Consider the following 16,569-nt stretch of genomic DNA (forward strand, 5'->3'; position numbering starts at 1 on the left):
CCGTCGGTACGGATGATTCCGCCACCCACCGGTCCCCGATTTCGGCCCAGCGACCGCACGAAGTGGATCCTCGGCAGCATCGCCTTCGTTCTCGTCGTGGCCGTCACCCTGGCGATGTCCTGGGTAAATCGAGGCGATCCGCAGGACGCAGCGTCCACTTCGGTCTCAGACCCGGTACCGAGCCCTTCAATCCGAAGCGCCCCTGTCGCAAGCGCTGACGACGAGGACCCCGTCAGCATCGTCACCGACGAACCGACCTGCGCGGAATGGGAACCGATCCGCGGCTCTCTCGTGACCGCGATGGGCAACGGCTGGCTGGCGCGGGATCCGGCGGTGCCCGCCACCGCATGGACGCAGCAGCAGCGCGAACAGCACCACGAGGTGGCCGCGGCGATGCGCCTGGCCGCCGATAGGGCGGTAGCGCTCGCCGAGAGCACTCCGCACCGGGTCATGCACGAGCTTTACAGTCAGGCGATCGCGTACTGGCGCGCCTACGCCAAGAACGTGGACCGCTACCGCCCCCCGGACGACCACCTCGCCCGCACCGCCGTCAACGCGGCTGAATCCATCAACGCCATCTGTGCTGCAATCGACTTCGGCGCGGCCGCGGCGCGCAGTCCCCTCCTGCTGCCGGGTCCGCCACCCGTACCGGGGGTCCCGCCGTCCGATACGGGCAACCCCGAGAAGTACATCGCAGGACCGTCCTCGTTCTGCACCGAATGGGTGGCGATGGTGCGCCAGTACGCTGACGCGACCCGGCCATGGCGGGAACGCCACGATCCGAACATTCCCGCCGGCTATTGGTCGCCAGAGCAACGCAAGTTGGCCGACGACACCGCAAACACGATGCAGCAGAACGCCGATCGCTCTCAGCTGCTTGGCTTGCTGAGTGGCAACCTGGTCGCTGCCGACTTCGCGGTCCTCTCCGCGCACTACCGCCGGGCCTACGCTCTGGCGCTGCCGAGCTACGGTCTGCCTGACACCCACCTCGACAACGCCGCTCTACGTCTGCAGGCACTCACCAACCAGGCCTGCCTGGCGGCTCAGACCTGAGTCACCGCGGCGCCGGCGGGGGAATGTCGACCCCGGCGACGTTGCTTCCGGAAGCTTGATCTGTGGCGTCGTACTCCTCTGCCGAGCTGATCAGATTCCCGCCGTACTCGCGGGCAGCGCTCGCGAGGCTCGACATCTCCTGTGCAACCGTTGCCTTCGCAGCGTTGCACGCCGCAGCCGTCTGTAGCTGCGGGACCGCGGCCGCCGCGTCGGACAACGGTGCGTCCGCCTGCATCGCAGCCAGACTGTCGCCCGCAGACGTGAAACTGGAACCCGCTCTGCGCAATTCACCGGTGTCGACCTGCAATGCCTGGGTCATACGTCGATCCTGTCGTCAGACTCGGCGGCGCGATGCCGTCCGGGCGTTTCCGAGCCGTGTCCCTCGGTCTCCTCTGCTGCCTCCGGTGCCCGCTCGGCGTGCGGATCAGCCGCAGCGGCACCGTCCTGCTCTTCCTGACTGGGTGGCGACTCGGGTGCGGGCGGGCTATCCCCGGGTGCCTGCGGGGTACCACTTCCCGTTGTGCTGCCCGACGATCCGGTGGCGCCCTGGCCGAACTGGCCGGCCATCTGCTGGACCTGCTGGCCCGCCTGCTGGGCACCCTGCATCACCGCCTGTGGGACGGCCGCGACGGCCCCCATCACCTGCATCGGCATCTGCCCCATCTGACTTGCCATCTGCATGGGCATGCTCATCATCTGACCCACGGAGGTGGCGCCGCCACCGCCGCCCGCCGCGGGATTGCCACCGCCGCCGGGCCCACCCGGTGACAACGCCGGGTTCTGCATCATCTCGTTGATGGCGGCCCCGCTGCGCTGGTCGGTGGCCCGATAGGCCAGCGCCGAGTCGATCACGTTCTGCGCGGTCGTCGTCGCCTGCGTCTGAATGAGCGGCAGCTGCGTCATCACCGGCGTTTCGACGGCCGGTATCTGGCCGATGATCGCCGCCGACAGCGGATCCGTCCCGACCGGCATGAATGGTGGAGGTGCCGTGGGCAATTGGCCGGCCGACGTCAGCATCGACCCCCCGGCAGCGGCGAGCTGCTCCGGGTCCACCGAGAGCGGAGGGGGACCGCCTGTGACCATGCTCTGCCTCCTAGAACCTGAGGTTGCGCAGGACGTCGTATACGCCGGCGATCCACAGGAGAAGCGGAATCACCGCCGCGATCGTGGCACCGTCCAACAGTTCGAGAATCCGCTTCGTCACCGGAGAGACGCGACGAACGCCGTCCGTTGCCCCGACGATGATCACGGCGACCACGGCCATCGCTGTATAGATCGCCAGCACCAGCCAGGCCCTGTCCGGATACCAGAGGCAGAGCCGAACCATGAGCCCTGTCGGGATCGCCACGGCTGCGGCCATCAACGCCCAGGCGCACCACCGCTCGGCATACAGACGTGAACGGAAACCGCACAGCACGGTCACCAATCCGGCCACGATCATGCTGTGCAGGAAGAAATGCCCCTGCACCACTACAGCGACCGCCCCCAGGCTCAGGATCAGGGCACCCGCGGTCAGGAAACCGATCAGCAACCTCTTCGCCAGCCGGCTGCGCTCGGTCAGGCGCGCGGCCGAATCCGGAACCGACGCGATGATGGCCTGCCACGTCTCGGACTCCTCCGACGCGTCCGAGGTCGTGACAGGGTCGAGAAGTTCATCGTTGGTCACCGTCTCGCCCGGAGCCGGAATAGGCGGCAGCGCAATGCGCGCCACAGCGACCGTCAGCTTCGCCGCATTGGTGACGACGATCAGCCCGAACGCGATCGCTCCTGCCGGCACCCACGCGTTCCACCCATAGCCGAACGCCACCGCGGCCATCGTGAGGGCGAGCGCGATCACCGCCAGGAAAGCCGCCACCTCGGCTCGTCGCCGGGGACCGCCCCGGGTGGCCAACACCATCAGCAGCACGAGCGCCCCGGCGCCGGCAACCTGCGGTGCGCCAAGGGATTCCACGCCCTCGGGAAGTGGCACGGCCAGAACGACGCCGCCGACCAGGGCGACCAGTGAGGAAACCAGCAGACTCTCGGCCATGTCGAGGTTGCGGTACCGGGTCTGGGCGAGCACGCTGCCGCCCATCAAGCCGACACCCAGCACTCCCAGCGCGGCAGCCCACCACCAGTTCTTACCCGTCAAGCCCCAGGACAGGATCGCCACGACGGTGATGAGCAGGGCCGCCAGCGGAAGCACGAGCCCCACGAAGCGGTACAGCGCGCGGCGGTCGAACTCGGGTGTCTCGTCGAGCACCGCGATCGCATCGATGACGTCCTCGACCAGAGGACGGTATCGCTCGGTCCGGCTGACCGAGACGACGGTCAACAGTGAGCCGTCGACCACCCCGGCATCGTCGAGCGAGTCCGTCAGCTTGATCGGCGGCGCGCCCGGCCGCGCGAAGGACCAGACGCCCTGAGCCTTGAAGTCGAAGCCACCCAGAACGTCGGGCGGGGTGTCGGACAGGATGTCGCCCAGCACCGAGACGGTCTCGTCGACATAACTTTCGATCGGCGCGGCCGAGGGCAGCACCAGATCGGTCATCCGGCGTCCGGTCAGCACCGTCACCCGGGTCGTCGAAGGACGGCCCGGGGTGACGTTGGACGATGTCGGTGGAGCAGCTGTCGCCGTCAACGCCGTTCGAGCCTGTCGAAATCGTCGGACAGGGCCGCGGCAAGTTCGACCACCCGGCGCCCGAATGTCTTGCCCAGCAGATCCAGCTGGATCTCGGTGCCCGCCGCGATGTGCTTGTCCCACGGCAGCACGATCACCCGGCCCGCCGGCACGTGCCGCTCGAACTGCTGCACGAGATCCTCGACGTCGATGTTCGGCTTGCCCGGGGTCACGTGGTTGATCACCACGCACGACCGGCCGAGGAGGTCCTGATAACCGTTCTGGCGCAACCAGTCCATCGTGATCGCAGCCTGCCGGGCACCGTCGATCGACGCGCTGGCCACGATGACCAGACCCGACACGGTCGCGAGCACGCCTCGGGCGCCGGGCTGGAACAGCCCGGCACCGCAGTCGGCGAGCACCAGGTTGTAGTAGCGCGAGACGATCTCGGTGGCGGCGCGCCAGTCGTCGTCGTTGAACTCGCGGCGCGCGGCGCTGTATTCCTCGGAGGACAGCACCTCCAGGTTCGACGCATTCATGCTGGTGTAGGCACGAATGTCGTTGTAGCGGTTCAATTCTTTGTCCGACAGCAAGTCCGCGATCGTGGCGGCCGACTGCCGTCCGGCACGGTCGGCGAGGTTGCCACCGTCGGGGTCGGCGTCGATGGCGAGGATGCGGTCGCCGCGGATGCTGGCCAGAGCCGACCCGAGCGCCACCGTCACCGCGGTCTTGCCGACGCCGCCCTTGAGCCCGAAAACGCCGATCTGGTAGGAATCGCGCGCGTTGCGCCGAATACGAGAGAAGAGGTCCAGCTCGTAGACCTCGTCAGGGGAGAGCCCCAGGTTGATCCGTGTCATCACGTAAAGCCAATGGCGCCAACCTCTCTGGGGCGGCATCTTGACCGCCGACCGCACACCGACATGCGACAGGGCGTCGATCGCGCGGTGGTTGCCCATGGACGCCGCCGAGGCCTGCTGCGGTTGCGCGGCCAGACGCTGGTCGGTGCTCTCGCCGTAGTAGTGCGACGGCGGTGGCGGCGGTGCTGGCCGCGGGGCCGGCATTGGTCCGGGGCGCGGCTGCTCGTGGCGGGCGCCCATGGGGGGCGCCGACTGCGGGGCGCGCATCATCCCGTTGTTCGGAACTCGCTGAGGCACCTGATGTTGCGGCGCGAGAGGCTGATTGGTGACCTGGCTGGTCACCTCGGTCTGCCATGAGGGCGGGGCCTGCGGTGCCGCTTGAGTACGCGGCGGAGCGGCCGGCATCGGGGGCGGGGTCGCGTCGTTGGACGGCGGGTTACCCGGCGGCACCGCCGAGTCACGGCCGGCCGGCGGAGTATCGCGGTCCGGCTCCTCGTCGGCCGTGCGGACGGCATCCGGGGAGTGGAAAAGCCGGTCATAGTCGGCCGACATGGCTACCTCTCAGACAGTGGTGGTGCGACAGCGGTTGATGCGCGCCGTGGGCGAGGTCGAGTCTGCACGCTCGCCCACGGCGTGCACGGTGAATCAGGTGAACTTGGCTTCGTTGCTCTGGTTGGTCTGGAACATGTCGCCGCCGGCCTGGCGGATCGCGTTCGACAGGCTTTTGAGGGCCATGTTCAGCTCCTGGGAGCTGTTGTCCCAGCGCGACTGCACCGCCTGGTAGGCATCCGATGCGGTGCCTCCCCAGACCGCGGCGAGCCGGGCCAGCGATCCCTGGCCTTCCTGGAGGAGACCCTCGGTGCGGCCGACCGCACCCATGATGTCGTCGGCACCGCTCTCGATACCTGCGAAGTTATAGACAAGTGGCATAACTGTTTTCCGTTTCTGTTCGTGGGTGTGGGGTGGCTGTCTAGAGGTTCTGCTGCATCTGCGCGGCGAGCGCGTCGGCGTTCTGCTGATCCGCCGAGTCGTAGTCGATACCGCTCGTGTGGATGTTCTCGGAGATCTGGGTGAGCAGATCGATCTGCTGGCGCGACGCCTCCGAGAAACGCTGCAGAGCCGCCTGCACCGCCGGCCCGGCCGCTTCGCCCTGCAGGTCCGCCGACAGAACGGACGCCGTACCTTCGACTGCACCGAGAATGGCTGTCAGATCGCCGGAGATCCGGTCGAAATTCCCAGCCTCGGTGATCAACTGCGGAGTATCCGCCTCCATACCATTGGGCATACCGCTGACCTTTCTTGTTCTACCTGTGCTTTCGGATACCTGTGCTCTCGCTGCTCAGAGCGAGCCCTCCCGACCCAGGTGGCCGGTAAGTATGTGGGGGACGATCACCATTCGTCGTCCTCGTCTTCGCTGAGGTCATGGTCCAGCGGGGCGGGCGCATTCAGACCGGGCTTGTTGCCGCCGCTCTTCCCGCGGGCGCCGTGCATGCCCATCGGTCCGCCGCCGCCGGTGCCGCTGCCGGCGCCCACCGGTGCCAGTCCCGCACCCGCGGCGGGTCCGGCACCCGCGCCGACCGCCACTGGGCTGGTGGGCTGCAGGGTGGAGCCCACCAGGTTGGACATCAGCGGTGTCTGCGGCGCCGAACCGCCGGCACCGGGCAGAGACGCCGCGCGGATCAGCCCCGAACCGGTTGCGGCGCCGTTTCCGCCGATGGCCGGATGGTTGGAGAACGGCGTCGCACCCAGCATTCCCACCTGTGCGCCGCCCTTGTCGCCGCCGCCCATCATCTGGCCGAACAGCGACGAAACCTGTTGCAGCGGTTGAGTGAGCTGCTGGAACGGCTGGGTGACGCCCTGCATCAACTGCTGCGGCATCTGACCCAGCGTCGACCCGAGCTGCGAGGCCATCTGCATGCCCATCTGCATCCCCTGCTGGGGAGCCTGCTGCATGGCTTGCCCCTGCTCGGCCTGAGACGTCGCCCGGTTCGTCCCGTTTCGCACGGCGCCCTCGGCCCGTCCGGCCACTTGGTTCGCCGTCTCCATCTTCGCGGTGGAGCTCACCTTGGCGATGGTCGCGTTGCGCATCAGCGCCTCGCCCATGCCGGGTGCGGCGTTCGACATCGCCGAGGCGAACATCGCCTCCGAACCTGCGGGGACGGTGATCGGCTTAGGCGGCGCGACGGGCTCGAAAGTCGAGTTGAGCACGGTCTCGGTCTCGTAGGCCGTCATCACCGCGGCCGCCTGATTCCACATCCGGACGTAGTCGGCCTCATTGATGGCGATCGGGATGCCGTTCACACCAAGGAAGTTCGTGGCATGCAGGGTGGCATTGGTGACGTGGTTCTGTTCGATCTCCGGCAATTGCGGTGTGCCCGTCGCCGCGGTGGCCCACGAACTGGCCTGCGCCGAAGCCTGGACGGCGCGCTTGTGCGCCTGCAGCGACAGCATGCGCAACCACAACACCATCGGCATCGCGGCCATGATGGCCCGGTCGCTGGCCGTGCCCTGCCACATCTGAGCCAGGGAGGACAGACTCGCCGCCATCTCGTCGGCCTGCGTCTCCAAAGAGATCGCGAAGGCCTCCCACCCCGCGGCGGCCTGCAACATCGGTACAGCACCCGCGCCCGCTTGGAGGCGCGAGGTGTTGATCTCAGGTGGGAACGCCACCCAAGACGGCGGTACCGGCATACCGATGTTGACCATGACTCACTCGACTCGACGCAGTCTCGGACCTAAATGAGCTTCGCGCCGTTGGCGGCGTCGGTGGCCTGATAGGCAACGGACGCCTCGATCACCGCCGCGCCGGCACGTGCGATCTCCTGCTGCGCCAGCGCGTTGATGCCGAGTGTCTGGATGCCCTCGGCGGCGAAGCTCAGAGCCGCGACGGCCGACACTTCGTCGACGCCGGCGGGTGCCAGAGCGCTCACCTCGGCGGTGGCAGCCGTTCCGGCACCCAATCCGCGTGCGCCGTTGGCGGTCACCTGACCGCCGACACCGGCGACACCCTCGGTGTGAACAAGTGGCTGCATTTTGCTGTCTCCTCACGTTGCCAAACACATGAATGTATTCAGTTGTCGTGTTACAGGCGTTTAACCCGCTCAGGCGGTTTTCGACTTACCTGTTAATTTGATGCTTTTCGCTGCCGCGTCATTTGCTGGAGGCGGGCTATTTCAATGTTAACCGGGGTTGGAGGGTGGTCCGAACACTTATTCCGCGGGGGGATCCACATAGGCGGCCTGAATCACTTCCTTGCCGTCCGGCGTGACATAGAACGCCTGCCCAGGGGGCCTTTTCTTGACGATGATCTCCCGCGACGGGAAGTCCTGCTTCTCCCCGGAGAGGAACATCGTGGGCGACCCGGAGCCGTAGGCGGTGCCGACGAACTTGTCCATCGTGGCCCTGCTGGCCAGACTCATCTGACACGTCACCACGAGGTGCAGGCCGATATCGGCCGCGGCAGGCAGCAGCGGCGCGAGCGGGGTCATCGGTGGCATCAACCCGCCGGCGGCGGTGATCATGTGCCAGTCGTCGACCAAGAGCACGATGTCGGGTCCCTCCCACCAGGACCGGGCGCGTAGTTGCGACGGTGTCAGGTCGGCGGGAGGCAGCCTCTTCGAGAGCAGGATCGCCAGCGCCTTGATCGACTCCTCCAACGCGCCCTGGTTGCGGTTGATCGCGCCGGCCGGAAGCAGATGCGATTCGGGCACCGCTTCCAGCAACCCCGAGCGGTAGTCGGCGATCATGAAGCGGACCTGCTTGGGACTGTTGCGTGCGCAGATGGCGCGCGCAACCGCCTGCGCGATGGTGGTCTTCCCGGACTTGGGCGCACCGAAGATCAGCTGGTGCGGCGTGGTGTACATGTGGTTGTGGGCGACGGTGAGATCGGCCTCTCGTACGCCGACCGGGATGGTCCATCGGGTGCGGTAATCCGAGTCGGGGCCGGGCGGGGCCGGGTCGAGCTCGCGCAGGTGGATGCGGCTCGGCAGGACCCTCACCGGCGGGGCCTGATCGGTGTGCCGCGCCGAAATCTCTTTCACCGCAGCCGTCATCGCCGGCACCAGGCCTTCGGCACTGTGCACCCCGTCGAGCCGCGGCACCCCGATCATGAGGTGGTGCTTCTCGGTCGACACGGCCCGGCCCGGCCGGTTCACCGGTATCTCGCGGGTGATGCGGTCGATCTGCGTCTCGTTGACGTCGCCCAGACGGAACTCGATCTTGGTACCGAGGTAATCGCGGACCCGCGCCCTCAGTTCCGTCCACCTGGGGGTGGAGATCACGGTGTGGACGCCGTACGCCAGTCCCTGCCCGGCGATGTCCTGTACGACCGGTTCCAGTTCCGGGAATTCCGCGGCGAACGCGGGCCAGCCGTCGATGACCAGGAAGACGTCACCGAACGGGTCGGCTGACGCGGGGTGGCCGGGGTCTTCGCGCATCTGCCGGTAGTCGGCGACCGAGCCGACGCGGTACTGCTTGAACGTCTGTTCGCGTTGCCGGAGAACGCTTTTTACCTCAGCGATCACCCGGTTCACCCGATCCGGCTCGGCACGGGTGGCGACACCGCCGACGTGAGGGAGGTCCTCGATGTACATCAGGCCGCCGCCGCCCATGTCGACGCAGTAGAACTGGATCTGCCGCGGGGTGTGCGATGCCGACGCCGACAGGATGAACGTCTGCAGGAGCGTGGACTTGCCGGTCTGCGGCGCACCACCGATCGCGATGTTGCCCGCGGCGGTGGTGAGGTCGATCCCCCACACCTCCTGGCGGTGCCTGCGCGGTTCGTCCATGATGCCGAGCCCGACCCGCAGCGGGCGGCGGCTGTAGTCACGCGCGACCAGCTCGTTGACGGGTGAGGGATCTGTCAACGGCGGCAACCACATTCGGTAAGCGTGGTTGTCCCCGGTGGTGAGCTGCTCGAGCACCACCTCGCGCAGCACCTTCTGACCGGAGTCGATGCTCATCAGCTCACCCTCGCGTCCAGGATCGGGGCCGTGGTGAAGCGGTGGATGCGGATGCTCTTGTCGGCGTGCGCGCGGGGCGTGAGATTGTCGTCGCCGGCGCCGACCACGGTCGGTACGTACGGGGTGCCGGTGTAGACGCTCTGGAACTTCACCGGGTCCTCCATTCCGACCCGCAGGAAGCCGACACCACTCTCCTTGTTGGTGATGTACTGCGCCTCCGGGGTGCCGATCACGGCCTTGGACTCGGCAGAGCTGGTAGTGCGCAACGCGATCCGGTAGGTCAGGTTGGGTTCCAGCTTGTCGATGCGGGCGCCACCGGTGTTCAGCGACTGGGTCGCCAGCAGCAGGTGCACACGCAACGACCGGCCCACACGACAGATGCGGTCGAACAGCTGGATGAAGTCGGGGTGGTTCTGCAGCAGTTCGGCGAACTCGTCGACGACGACGAACAGGGTGGGCAACGGCGGCAGGTCAGCCCCGCGCTCGCGGTGCTTCTCGTACTCGGCGACCCCGGACAGCGCTCCGGCAGCGCCGACCTGGATGCCGGCCTGCCGCAGTATCGACTGACGTCGGTCGAGCTCGCCGGTGAGCACTTCGCCCATGCGGCTGACCAGCTCGGCCTCCTCCTCCATGTTCGTGACGACCGCCGCGGTGTGCGGCAGCTTCTCCATGCCGAGGAACGTCGACCCACCCTTGAAGTCGGTGAGCAACAGGTTGATCTGGTCCGGGTGGTGCGTCGCGGCCAGGGACAGGATGAGCGTCCGCAGGAATTCCGACTTGCCCGAACCGGTGGTGCCGATGAGCATTCCGTGGGGGCCGGCGCCGAACTCCGCGCCCTCCTTGATGTCCAGGTACATGATCTCGCCGGTCTTGAGCTCGTGACCGAACGGGATCTTGAGGCGGTCGCGGTCGGTGTCGGTGAACATCCGCCAGCGCGCCGGGGTGACGTCCTCGACCGACTGGGCGCCGACGATCTCGTGCCACTCGGTCGCGACCTTCTTCTGGACGCGGGTGCCCTTGTCGATGATGGTTCCGGTGATCGACCATCCGGCGAGCTTGCGTGCCACCCGTTCGGCCTGACCCGGGGTCATACCGTCGACCTCGCTGGTGACCAGGCGGAACGACGCGCCGGGCAGTTTGTCGTCTGCCGTGCCCTCGGCGCCGTCCACCCGGATGCGGTAGGCGGAGCGGTGATTGCCCAGCGTGATCACAGTGACCCCGGACCGGCCGTCCATCGGGAAACCCGCTCTGCCACCGGTCAAGTCGATGACGAGGACGTAAGCGCCGCTCGGCGCGGCATCGGCGGTGTGGGGGCCGCGCGCGGCGAGGTCACTGAGACCGTCGGGCCGGGTGAAGACCATGCGGGTGGCGCCGGCCGCGTCGGTGTCCGACTGATGCTGCACGTGGGGTAACCACTTCAGCCACGACCAGGTGGGGTCCTCGGGATCGTCGGTGAGGACCCGCATCTGCAGCATGTCCGGCGGATGGAACACCGCGAGGTGACAGATCATCGCCGTGAGGAGCCGCACCGCGCCCTCGGTGTCACCACCGACCGCGATCGTCGGAAACGTCTTCAGTTGCACCAACTTCGGGCAGTCGTGGATCAAACCGTGGGTGCGGAGGAACTTGGTCACCCACATGTGGCTGACCGGTTCCAGATGCGGTTGCGGGGCGCCCGCCGGGCCCGCCAGCTCCGAGCCCACCGCGGGTTTGAGCAGACGGTCCACAGCCGGTTCGGAGCCCAGCCCGATCCGGGCCGCCGCGTAGAAATCGTGGTTCGCCGCCCGAGACCACTGGCGGTGCGTGCCGATGACCGACAGCAGGTCGTCGGGATGTGGTGCGTGGTAATTGAAGAACGTCACCTGCGCCGCCGCCGACGACGTCACCCGGGTACGGAGGCCCGCGAGGTAGCGCAGGTACTCCTTGCGGTCGGCGTTGATCTCCGGCACCTTCTTGCCGCCCGACCCGCCGCTGGCCATCATGCCGACGGCCCCCATCACGACCATCATCGGCATCATCAGCATGTACGGCGAGAAGTTGCGCATACCGCCGAAGATCAGGATGGCGACCATGCCCAGCATGCAGCCGCCCATCACCCAGGGCAGCGCCTTCTGCATCCCCGACGGAGGGATGTCCACCCCGAGGTCCTCGGGCGGGGTCACGTTGATCTCGCCGGGGGTCAGACGAGGACCCCGCTTCATGATCGGCGTGAACTTCCTGGTCGTCATCCTCCGCCTCCGTTGCTCGCGCCGACGGGCGCGGCGTCTCCGCCGACTCTGCGCGGGTTGGGATTTGCCGGCAGGGTGTCGTGTTCGATCAATGCCGCCTGCTCGGAGAGCACCGGACCGTCGACCAGCAGACCGACGACCTGCCACGGCGCGGTCCGCGGCGCCGACAATCCCAGCTTCGCCGCGGTCTCCTCGTCGGGCAGCCCGTACCGGACCCCCTGAGGGTCGATGTAATAGAGGTTCTCCCCGTACCGCGGGTCCGGGGACTGCAGCCGGATGTACTGGCCACCATCGATGTACACCGTGGCATCACCGGTGATCTGTTTGATGCCGGTCGTCAGAGCGGTGCCACTCAGAGGCAGCCGCCGCCCCGCGATCACCGTCATCTTCGGCGCCTGGTCGCCGGCGACCCGCTGCCAGGACCAGCACAGCGTCGGGATCTCCTGTCGCAGAAGCACGTCCATCGGCACGTCGGGAAGGGGCGAGTTGTAGACCTGCTCCGCTACCCGCGCCACCGCACTGGACACCAGGGACGGGGGTTGGATGAGGCCATAGGAGTTCGTCGCCCGCAGCGCCGCAGCGGTGGTGCCGTTGACCTTGGCGACGCCGTTGGGCAGCACCACGTAGTACTGCTCGTCGGAGTCGGTGACGGTCATGAACACCGACCCGACGACCAGCTCCGGCGGAAGCCCGAGCGTATTCGGGGTGCCGCCCGCGGGAATGTCGGGCAGCCGCCACGGACCCGCGTTAGGCAGTGCATTGAACAACCCCTCCGAGATCGGGGTCGCACGCGCGGTCACCGGAATACCCACCGCGGACGTGACGGCGCGGTCCGCGAGGTCGATCAAGTGCCGGCCCGTCGCCGTCACCAGCCAGTTCTGCTCCTTGAACGAGACGAGCATCCCCTGTTCGGGACGCATACCGCCCACGGACATGTCGGTCGCGAGCGAGGTCACGAGGACCGAGGACTCGACCGTCGGCGCCACGCTCTCAGGTTTGATGACCGTGTCGCAGAGCGTCCACTGCGATCCGGGGGAGGACGACACCGGTGTCGCGTACGGCGCACCGGGGATGCCGATCGGCTGCCCCTTCGGCATGGCGTCGAGTTCCTGCGACTTGACGGCGACGGGCGTCTTGTTGCCGATGATCAGGCGTGCGGACGTCAGGTTGTACACCGGTCTCAGCTGCCGGCTGTCGGGAAGCACCACATAGAGCTGATTGGTCGTGCGGTCGACGAGAAGGTTGTCGCCACCGCGCTTTCCGAGCGGTTTGAAGTACGCGAGCAGCACCGCGCCGACACAGATGATGACCGCGATGACGATGCCCGCGGACACCGCGCGGCTGTAGAACTGCAGCGGATCGTCGAACATCCGCGTGTCGCGTCGCACGATGGCGTGCTCCACGCGGCGCAGCAGAAAGCGCCAGCCGCTGACCTGCACCTTGGTGGTGAGCCTGAATCCAGCCATGCGCTACCCGCTGATGTTCATTCGGCCGTGCACCGACGTGATCGCCGCCGCCATGTCCTCACCGCTGATCTCGCTGAGCTCTTCGACGTCGAGGGTGTCGAAGTCCAGGGACCGGGCCAGCCGCATGTCGCGGGTCTGTTCCCCGGCCTCCACAAGCTGGCGGGCGTACCGACCGTTTCCGGCGACGTCGAGGGCGGGCTTACCGCTGGACGTGCTCTGCGTCAGCAGGGTGGCCGCCTCCAACACGTGCTTGGCCGCCTCGTCGCTCAGCGACGAATCGTTGGCCGCGGCAATGACCTTGGCGATGTCGACGATCTCCTCCGGGGAGTACGCGTCGAACTCGATGCGGGTCGAGAAGCGGGACCGCAGCCCGTCGTTGGTCTCCAGCAACCGGTCGATGTCGTTGCTGTACCCGGCGATGATCACGACCAGGCGGTCCCGGTCGTTCTCCATGCGGGCCAGCAGGGTGTCCAGAGCCTCGGTGCCGAACGGGTCGGCACGCCCGTCGCGTTCCTGCACCAGCGTGTAGGCCTCGTCGATGAACAGCACCCCGTCCATCGCCCGATCGATGGTCCGCGCGGTCTTGACCGCGGACTGCCCCTCGTATTCGGCGACGAAATCCTTGCGTGAGGTCTCGATCAGCTTGGGCTCGGCGATCACGCCGAGGCCGGCCAGGATGTTGGCCACCACCCTGGCGATGGTCGTCTTGCCCGTGCCGGGAGGGCCGGTGAAGATCATGTGCTTGGACGCCTGCGCGACCTTCATGCCCCGCGCGGCACGCACTTTCGCCATCTGGGTGGCGGCCCGGTACCGCTCGATCTGCTCCTTGACCCGGGTCAGGCCGATCTGGCGGTCGAGTTCGGCCTGCGCGTCGGCGAGCAGCGTCTCCCTGCCCGAGTTGTCGGCCTCGGCGCTGTCGGGGTCCCAGGGGTCACGGCGGGACGCGATCTTCTCCGCCGTGGTCGTCTGCAGCCGGTAACCTGGATCCTTCAGTGCAGCAGTCACTTCCGGTGACGAATGGGACGCCTGCAGCCATTCGAGCAGCCTGACCGCGGCTTCCTCGTTACCGAGCGACCGGTAGGCCATCGCCGAGTACCACGCGATCGTGCGATTGCAGGCCTGCCCGGCCGGAGCCGAATTCGCCTCTACGAGGCGACGTTCGGCTTCGGTGAACAGCCCGAGATTGGCAGCAGCCACGCCGTGGGCCACCAGGGCGGCGCCGGCGAGGAACTTGTCGGGCCATGAGGTGGCCGCGGCGCGCACCTCGTCGATCACGTCGGTCCAGCGCTGCGCGGCCGCGTAGATGACGGCTTTCACCCACGCCACGAGGTGCTCCCCGCCTGTGGCCGGCACACCGTCGAGTGCCTCCATCGCGTCGGCGTAGTTGCCGACGGCAGCCTCGCTCACCGCGAACCCCAGAGTGATGGCCAGCGGCGAGTTCACCGGGTAGGTGATGTCGCCGAACATCCCCCCGATCGGGACCCTGGCGCCCAGACTGTTCATCGACAGCTCGGCGGCACCGGCCAGCTGCCCGAAGTTGTTGCGCGAGTACCACGCCCGGAACATCGTCACGCGATCGGTGTCGCCACAGCGAATCCGCCCCACCCAGGCATCGCATGCCGCTTCGTCGACGTCGGTGATCTCGGTGAACAGTTCCAGCGACCGCGCCTGCGACGTGGGCAGCAGGCCCACGGCGGTGCCGAAAACACTTGCCAGATGTTCGGTCATTCCTCACCTGCGTAGCGGTTCGTGAACAATGCGGCACGGGCGGCCCGCGCCTGTTCCGGGGTGGGCAGTTCCAGGTCCCTGTTGAGAAAGTCGCGGGTGGCCACGGTGTCGTGGCCCTGCTCCCGCATGCCTTCGAGCATGAAGGTGTACTGCGCCGACCTCGCATCCTGCGTGGCAAGCCCTGCGATGACGAGGATCTCGTCCGCGAGCACCGCCTCGGTCAGCGACGACGCACCTGACGACAGGTCGATCTGATACACCCGGCCGTCCATGAAGGTCGTCACCGTGACCGTGCCAGGAGGATTGGTGACCGTGAATGTCGGCATCGCCGGACCCTCGGCATCAAGGCCGGCGCCGGATCCGGCGCCAGGGCCTTCGGAATCCTCATCCTCGGCATAGCCGTATCCGCCCAGGATCTCCCCGAGATCGGTCTCGCCGTCGACCGACCCGGCAGCGCTGTAGTCCAGCGCTGCCAGGTCGTCGTCGTCACCGTCGTCGAGACCGGGAGGGGGGATGGCCACCGTGTCCTGTGCCTTTCTCAGTCCGCCAGTGAGTTGTCGAGAGCGCCGGTCTGCTCGAACCACGTCTTGGACGGCAGGAACTCGATGAGACCGTCGAGGGCGCGCTGCAGGTTGGCCTGGGTGCCGGGCAGGAAGCTTCCGTAGAGATCGTTGCCCACCTGCCGCGGAATGGACACGATGCGGCCGTGGGCCGAATCCAGGACGCCCGCACCGACGCTCGCTTGCGAGTAGGTGCCGCCGGAATGGCGCTCGGTCGCGGTGATCTCCACCCAGCTGTCGGGCGTCGCGATCGCTTCGGCGTAGATCTTCGCCGACAGCGGCGGCTGACCGTAGGCGCCCAGCTGATCGGAGGTGCGCGTCTCGGCCAGCTTCGACACCAGACCCGTGAGGGGCTCGACGGGAGCGGGGCTCGCGGTGCCGATGACGACGTTCACCATGGCGGCGAGACCGACCTGCGGCGCCACCCGCTGCAGGACGAGCATGTCCTCGTCCCGCGCCGCGACGACATGCCGGTCTCCCTTTCGGCACACCACGAAGCGCACCATCTTGCCGTCACGGTCGCGGCGCCACCAGCGGCAGTCGAGTGTCCTGTCGGGGCGGCTCAGGGCGTCGACCATGGCGGCGACCTCGGGGTGCGGGTCGCCGTAGGCGGTCAGGATGCCCTGCGCCGTCAGGTCCCGCGTCACCTGTTCCCAGACGACTTTGCGCTGCTCGTCGTAGGGGATGTTCGGCCTGATCGCCAGTGCCAACGGGAAGTCGACGAGGTGGAGCAGATCGGCGACGACGAGCATGCCGTCGATCGTCAGCTCGACACCCACCACGTCGTCGTAGTGGGTGGGCTCTGCATCGCCGAAGAGCGGGCTCGCCATCAGCCCGGCAGCCGTTCGGGACGAGCAGCCGGCGCGGAATCCGTCGCGACACAGGAGGGGGCGACGCACAGTAGTGGCATCTGGGCACCCGCGACGGCAGCCGGGTCGGCATTAACTTTGCCAGACCCGTCCGGAACATCGGCCAGAACCATGTGTCGCACCCCTTCCCATCGGGAGCGTACCAGCGCCATCGCAGTGCCTATGACACCAATTCGTCACTCAGAGGTACCAGCGTCGCGCGGGTCTACCGTCGGCTTAGCTAACCTCTTCGCCTGTTCTAAGTGTGT

General features: G+C 67.5%; 15 protein-coding genes. 1 reads left to right on the forward strand and 14 read right to left on the reverse strand.

The genetic code is table 11. The features are described 5' to 3' along the window. Nucleotides 1–12: 12 nt before the first annotated feature. Complete coding sequence (locus tag FHR72_RS02005) at nucleotides 13–1,053, forward strand: ESX-1 system-associated protein (protein ID WP_183466223.1); 1,041 nt, start codon at nucleotides 13–15, stop codon at nucleotides 1,051–1,053. Nucleotide 1,054: 1 nt separating this feature from the next. On the opposite strand, the gene FHR72_RS02010 is transcribed toward FHR72_RS02005, so the two are convergent. From FHR72_RS02010 to FHR72_RS02075, 14 genes are all read right to left on the reverse strand, one after another. Next, complete coding sequence (locus tag FHR72_RS02010) at nucleotides 1,055–1,372, reverse strand: WXG100 family type VII secretion target (RefSeq protein ID WP_183466224.1); 318 nt, start codon at nucleotides 1,370–1,372, stop codon at nucleotides 1,055–1,057. After that, a complete protein-coding gene (locus FHR72_RS02015; RefSeq protein WP_183466225.1) occupies nucleotides 1,369–2,136 on the reverse strand; it encodes a hypothetical protein in 768 nt (255 codons plus the stop codon). Before FHR72_RS02015 ends, FHR72_RS02010 begins: the two co-directional genes overlap by 4 nt. A gap of 10 nt (nucleotides 2,137–2,146) precedes the next feature. Further along, nucleotides 2,147–3,673: a type VII secretion integral membrane protein EccD gene (eccD, locus tag FHR72_RS02020; protein ID WP_183466226.1), complete on the reverse strand. Its 1,527-nt coding sequence runs from the start codon at nucleotides 3,671–3,673 to the stop codon at nucleotides 2,147–2,149. Then, nucleotides 3,670–5,061, reverse strand: a complete 1,392-nt coding sequence (locus FHR72_RS02025) for a MinD/ParA family ATP-binding protein (protein WP_183466227.1) — start codon at nucleotides 5,059–5,061, stop codon at nucleotides 3,670–3,672. Before FHR72_RS02025 ends, eccD begins: the two co-directional genes overlap by 4 nt. Before the next feature lie 93 nt (nucleotides 5,062–5,154). Further along, on the reverse strand, nucleotides 5,155–5,439 hold the full coding sequence (locus FHR72_RS02030) for a WXG100 family type VII secretion target (protein ID WP_183466228.1): 285 nt from the start codon (nucleotides 5,437–5,439) through the stop codon (nucleotides 5,155–5,157). A gap of 40 nt (nucleotides 5,440–5,479) precedes the next feature. Continuing rightward, nucleotides 5,480–5,794 (reverse strand): WXG100 family type VII secretion target, encoded by a 315-nt coding sequence (locus tag FHR72_RS02035; protein WP_183466229.1) that lies wholly within the window; start codon nucleotides 5,792–5,794, stop codon nucleotides 5,480–5,482. Between the two features lie 104 nt (nucleotides 5,795–5,898). Further along, a complete protein-coding gene (locus FHR72_RS02040) occupies nucleotides 5,899–7,215 on the reverse strand; it encodes a PPE family protein (protein WP_183466230.1) in 1,317 nt (438 codons plus the stop codon). A gap of 29 nt (nucleotides 7,216–7,244) precedes the next feature. Further along, a complete protein-coding gene (locus FHR72_RS02045; RefSeq protein WP_183466231.1) occupies nucleotides 7,245–7,541 on the reverse strand; it encodes a PE family protein in 297 nt (98 codons plus the stop codon). A gap of 177 nt (nucleotides 7,542–7,718) precedes the next feature. Then, nucleotides 7,719–9,470: a type VII secretion protein EccCb gene (gene eccCb, locus FHR72_RS02050; RefSeq protein WP_183466232.1), complete on the reverse strand. Its 1,752-nt coding sequence runs from the start codon at nucleotides 9,468–9,470 to the stop codon at nucleotides 7,719–7,721. After that, nucleotides 9,470–11,698 (reverse strand): type VII secretion protein EccCa, encoded by a 2,229-nt coding sequence (eccCa, locus tag FHR72_RS02055; protein WP_183466233.1) that lies wholly within the window; start codon nucleotides 11,696–11,698, stop codon nucleotides 9,470–9,472. Before eccCa ends, eccCb begins: the two co-directional genes overlap by 1 nt. Then, the gene (gene eccB / locus FHR72_RS02060) at nucleotides 11,695–13,164 is read right to left on the reverse strand and encodes a type VII secretion protein EccB (protein WP_183466234.1); all 1,470 of its coding nucleotides are present in this window, start codon (nucleotides 13,162–13,164) and stop codon (nucleotides 11,695–11,697) included. Before eccB ends, eccCa begins: the two co-directional genes overlap by 4 nt. Before the next feature lie 3 nt (nucleotides 13,165–13,167). After that, nucleotides 13,168–14,892, reverse strand: coding sequence for a type VII secretion AAA-ATPase EccA (eccA, locus tag FHR72_RS02065; RefSeq protein WP_183466235.1), 1,725 nt, complete (start codon nucleotides 14,890–14,892; stop codon nucleotides 13,168–13,170). Further along, the gene (locus FHR72_RS02070) at nucleotides 14,889–15,413 is read right to left on the reverse strand and encodes a hypothetical protein (protein ID WP_183466236.1); all 525 of its coding nucleotides are present in this window, start codon (nucleotides 15,411–15,413) and stop codon (nucleotides 14,889–14,891) included. Before FHR72_RS02070 ends, eccA begins: the two co-directional genes overlap by 4 nt. Before the next feature lie 17 nt (nucleotides 15,414–15,430). After that, entirely contained in the window at nucleotides 15,431–16,282 is an 852-nt protein-coding gene (locus tag FHR72_RS02075) for an ESX secretion-associated protein EspG (RefSeq protein ID WP_183466237.1), read from the reverse strand. Nucleotides 16,283–16,569 lie beyond the last annotated feature (287 nt).

It is taken from the genome of Mycolicibacterium iranicum (genome assembly GCF_014190915.1).
GTDB classification, from domain to species: domain Bacteria; phylum Actinomycetota; class Actinomycetes; order Mycobacteriales; family Mycobacteriaceae; genus Mycobacterium; species Mycobacterium iranicum_B.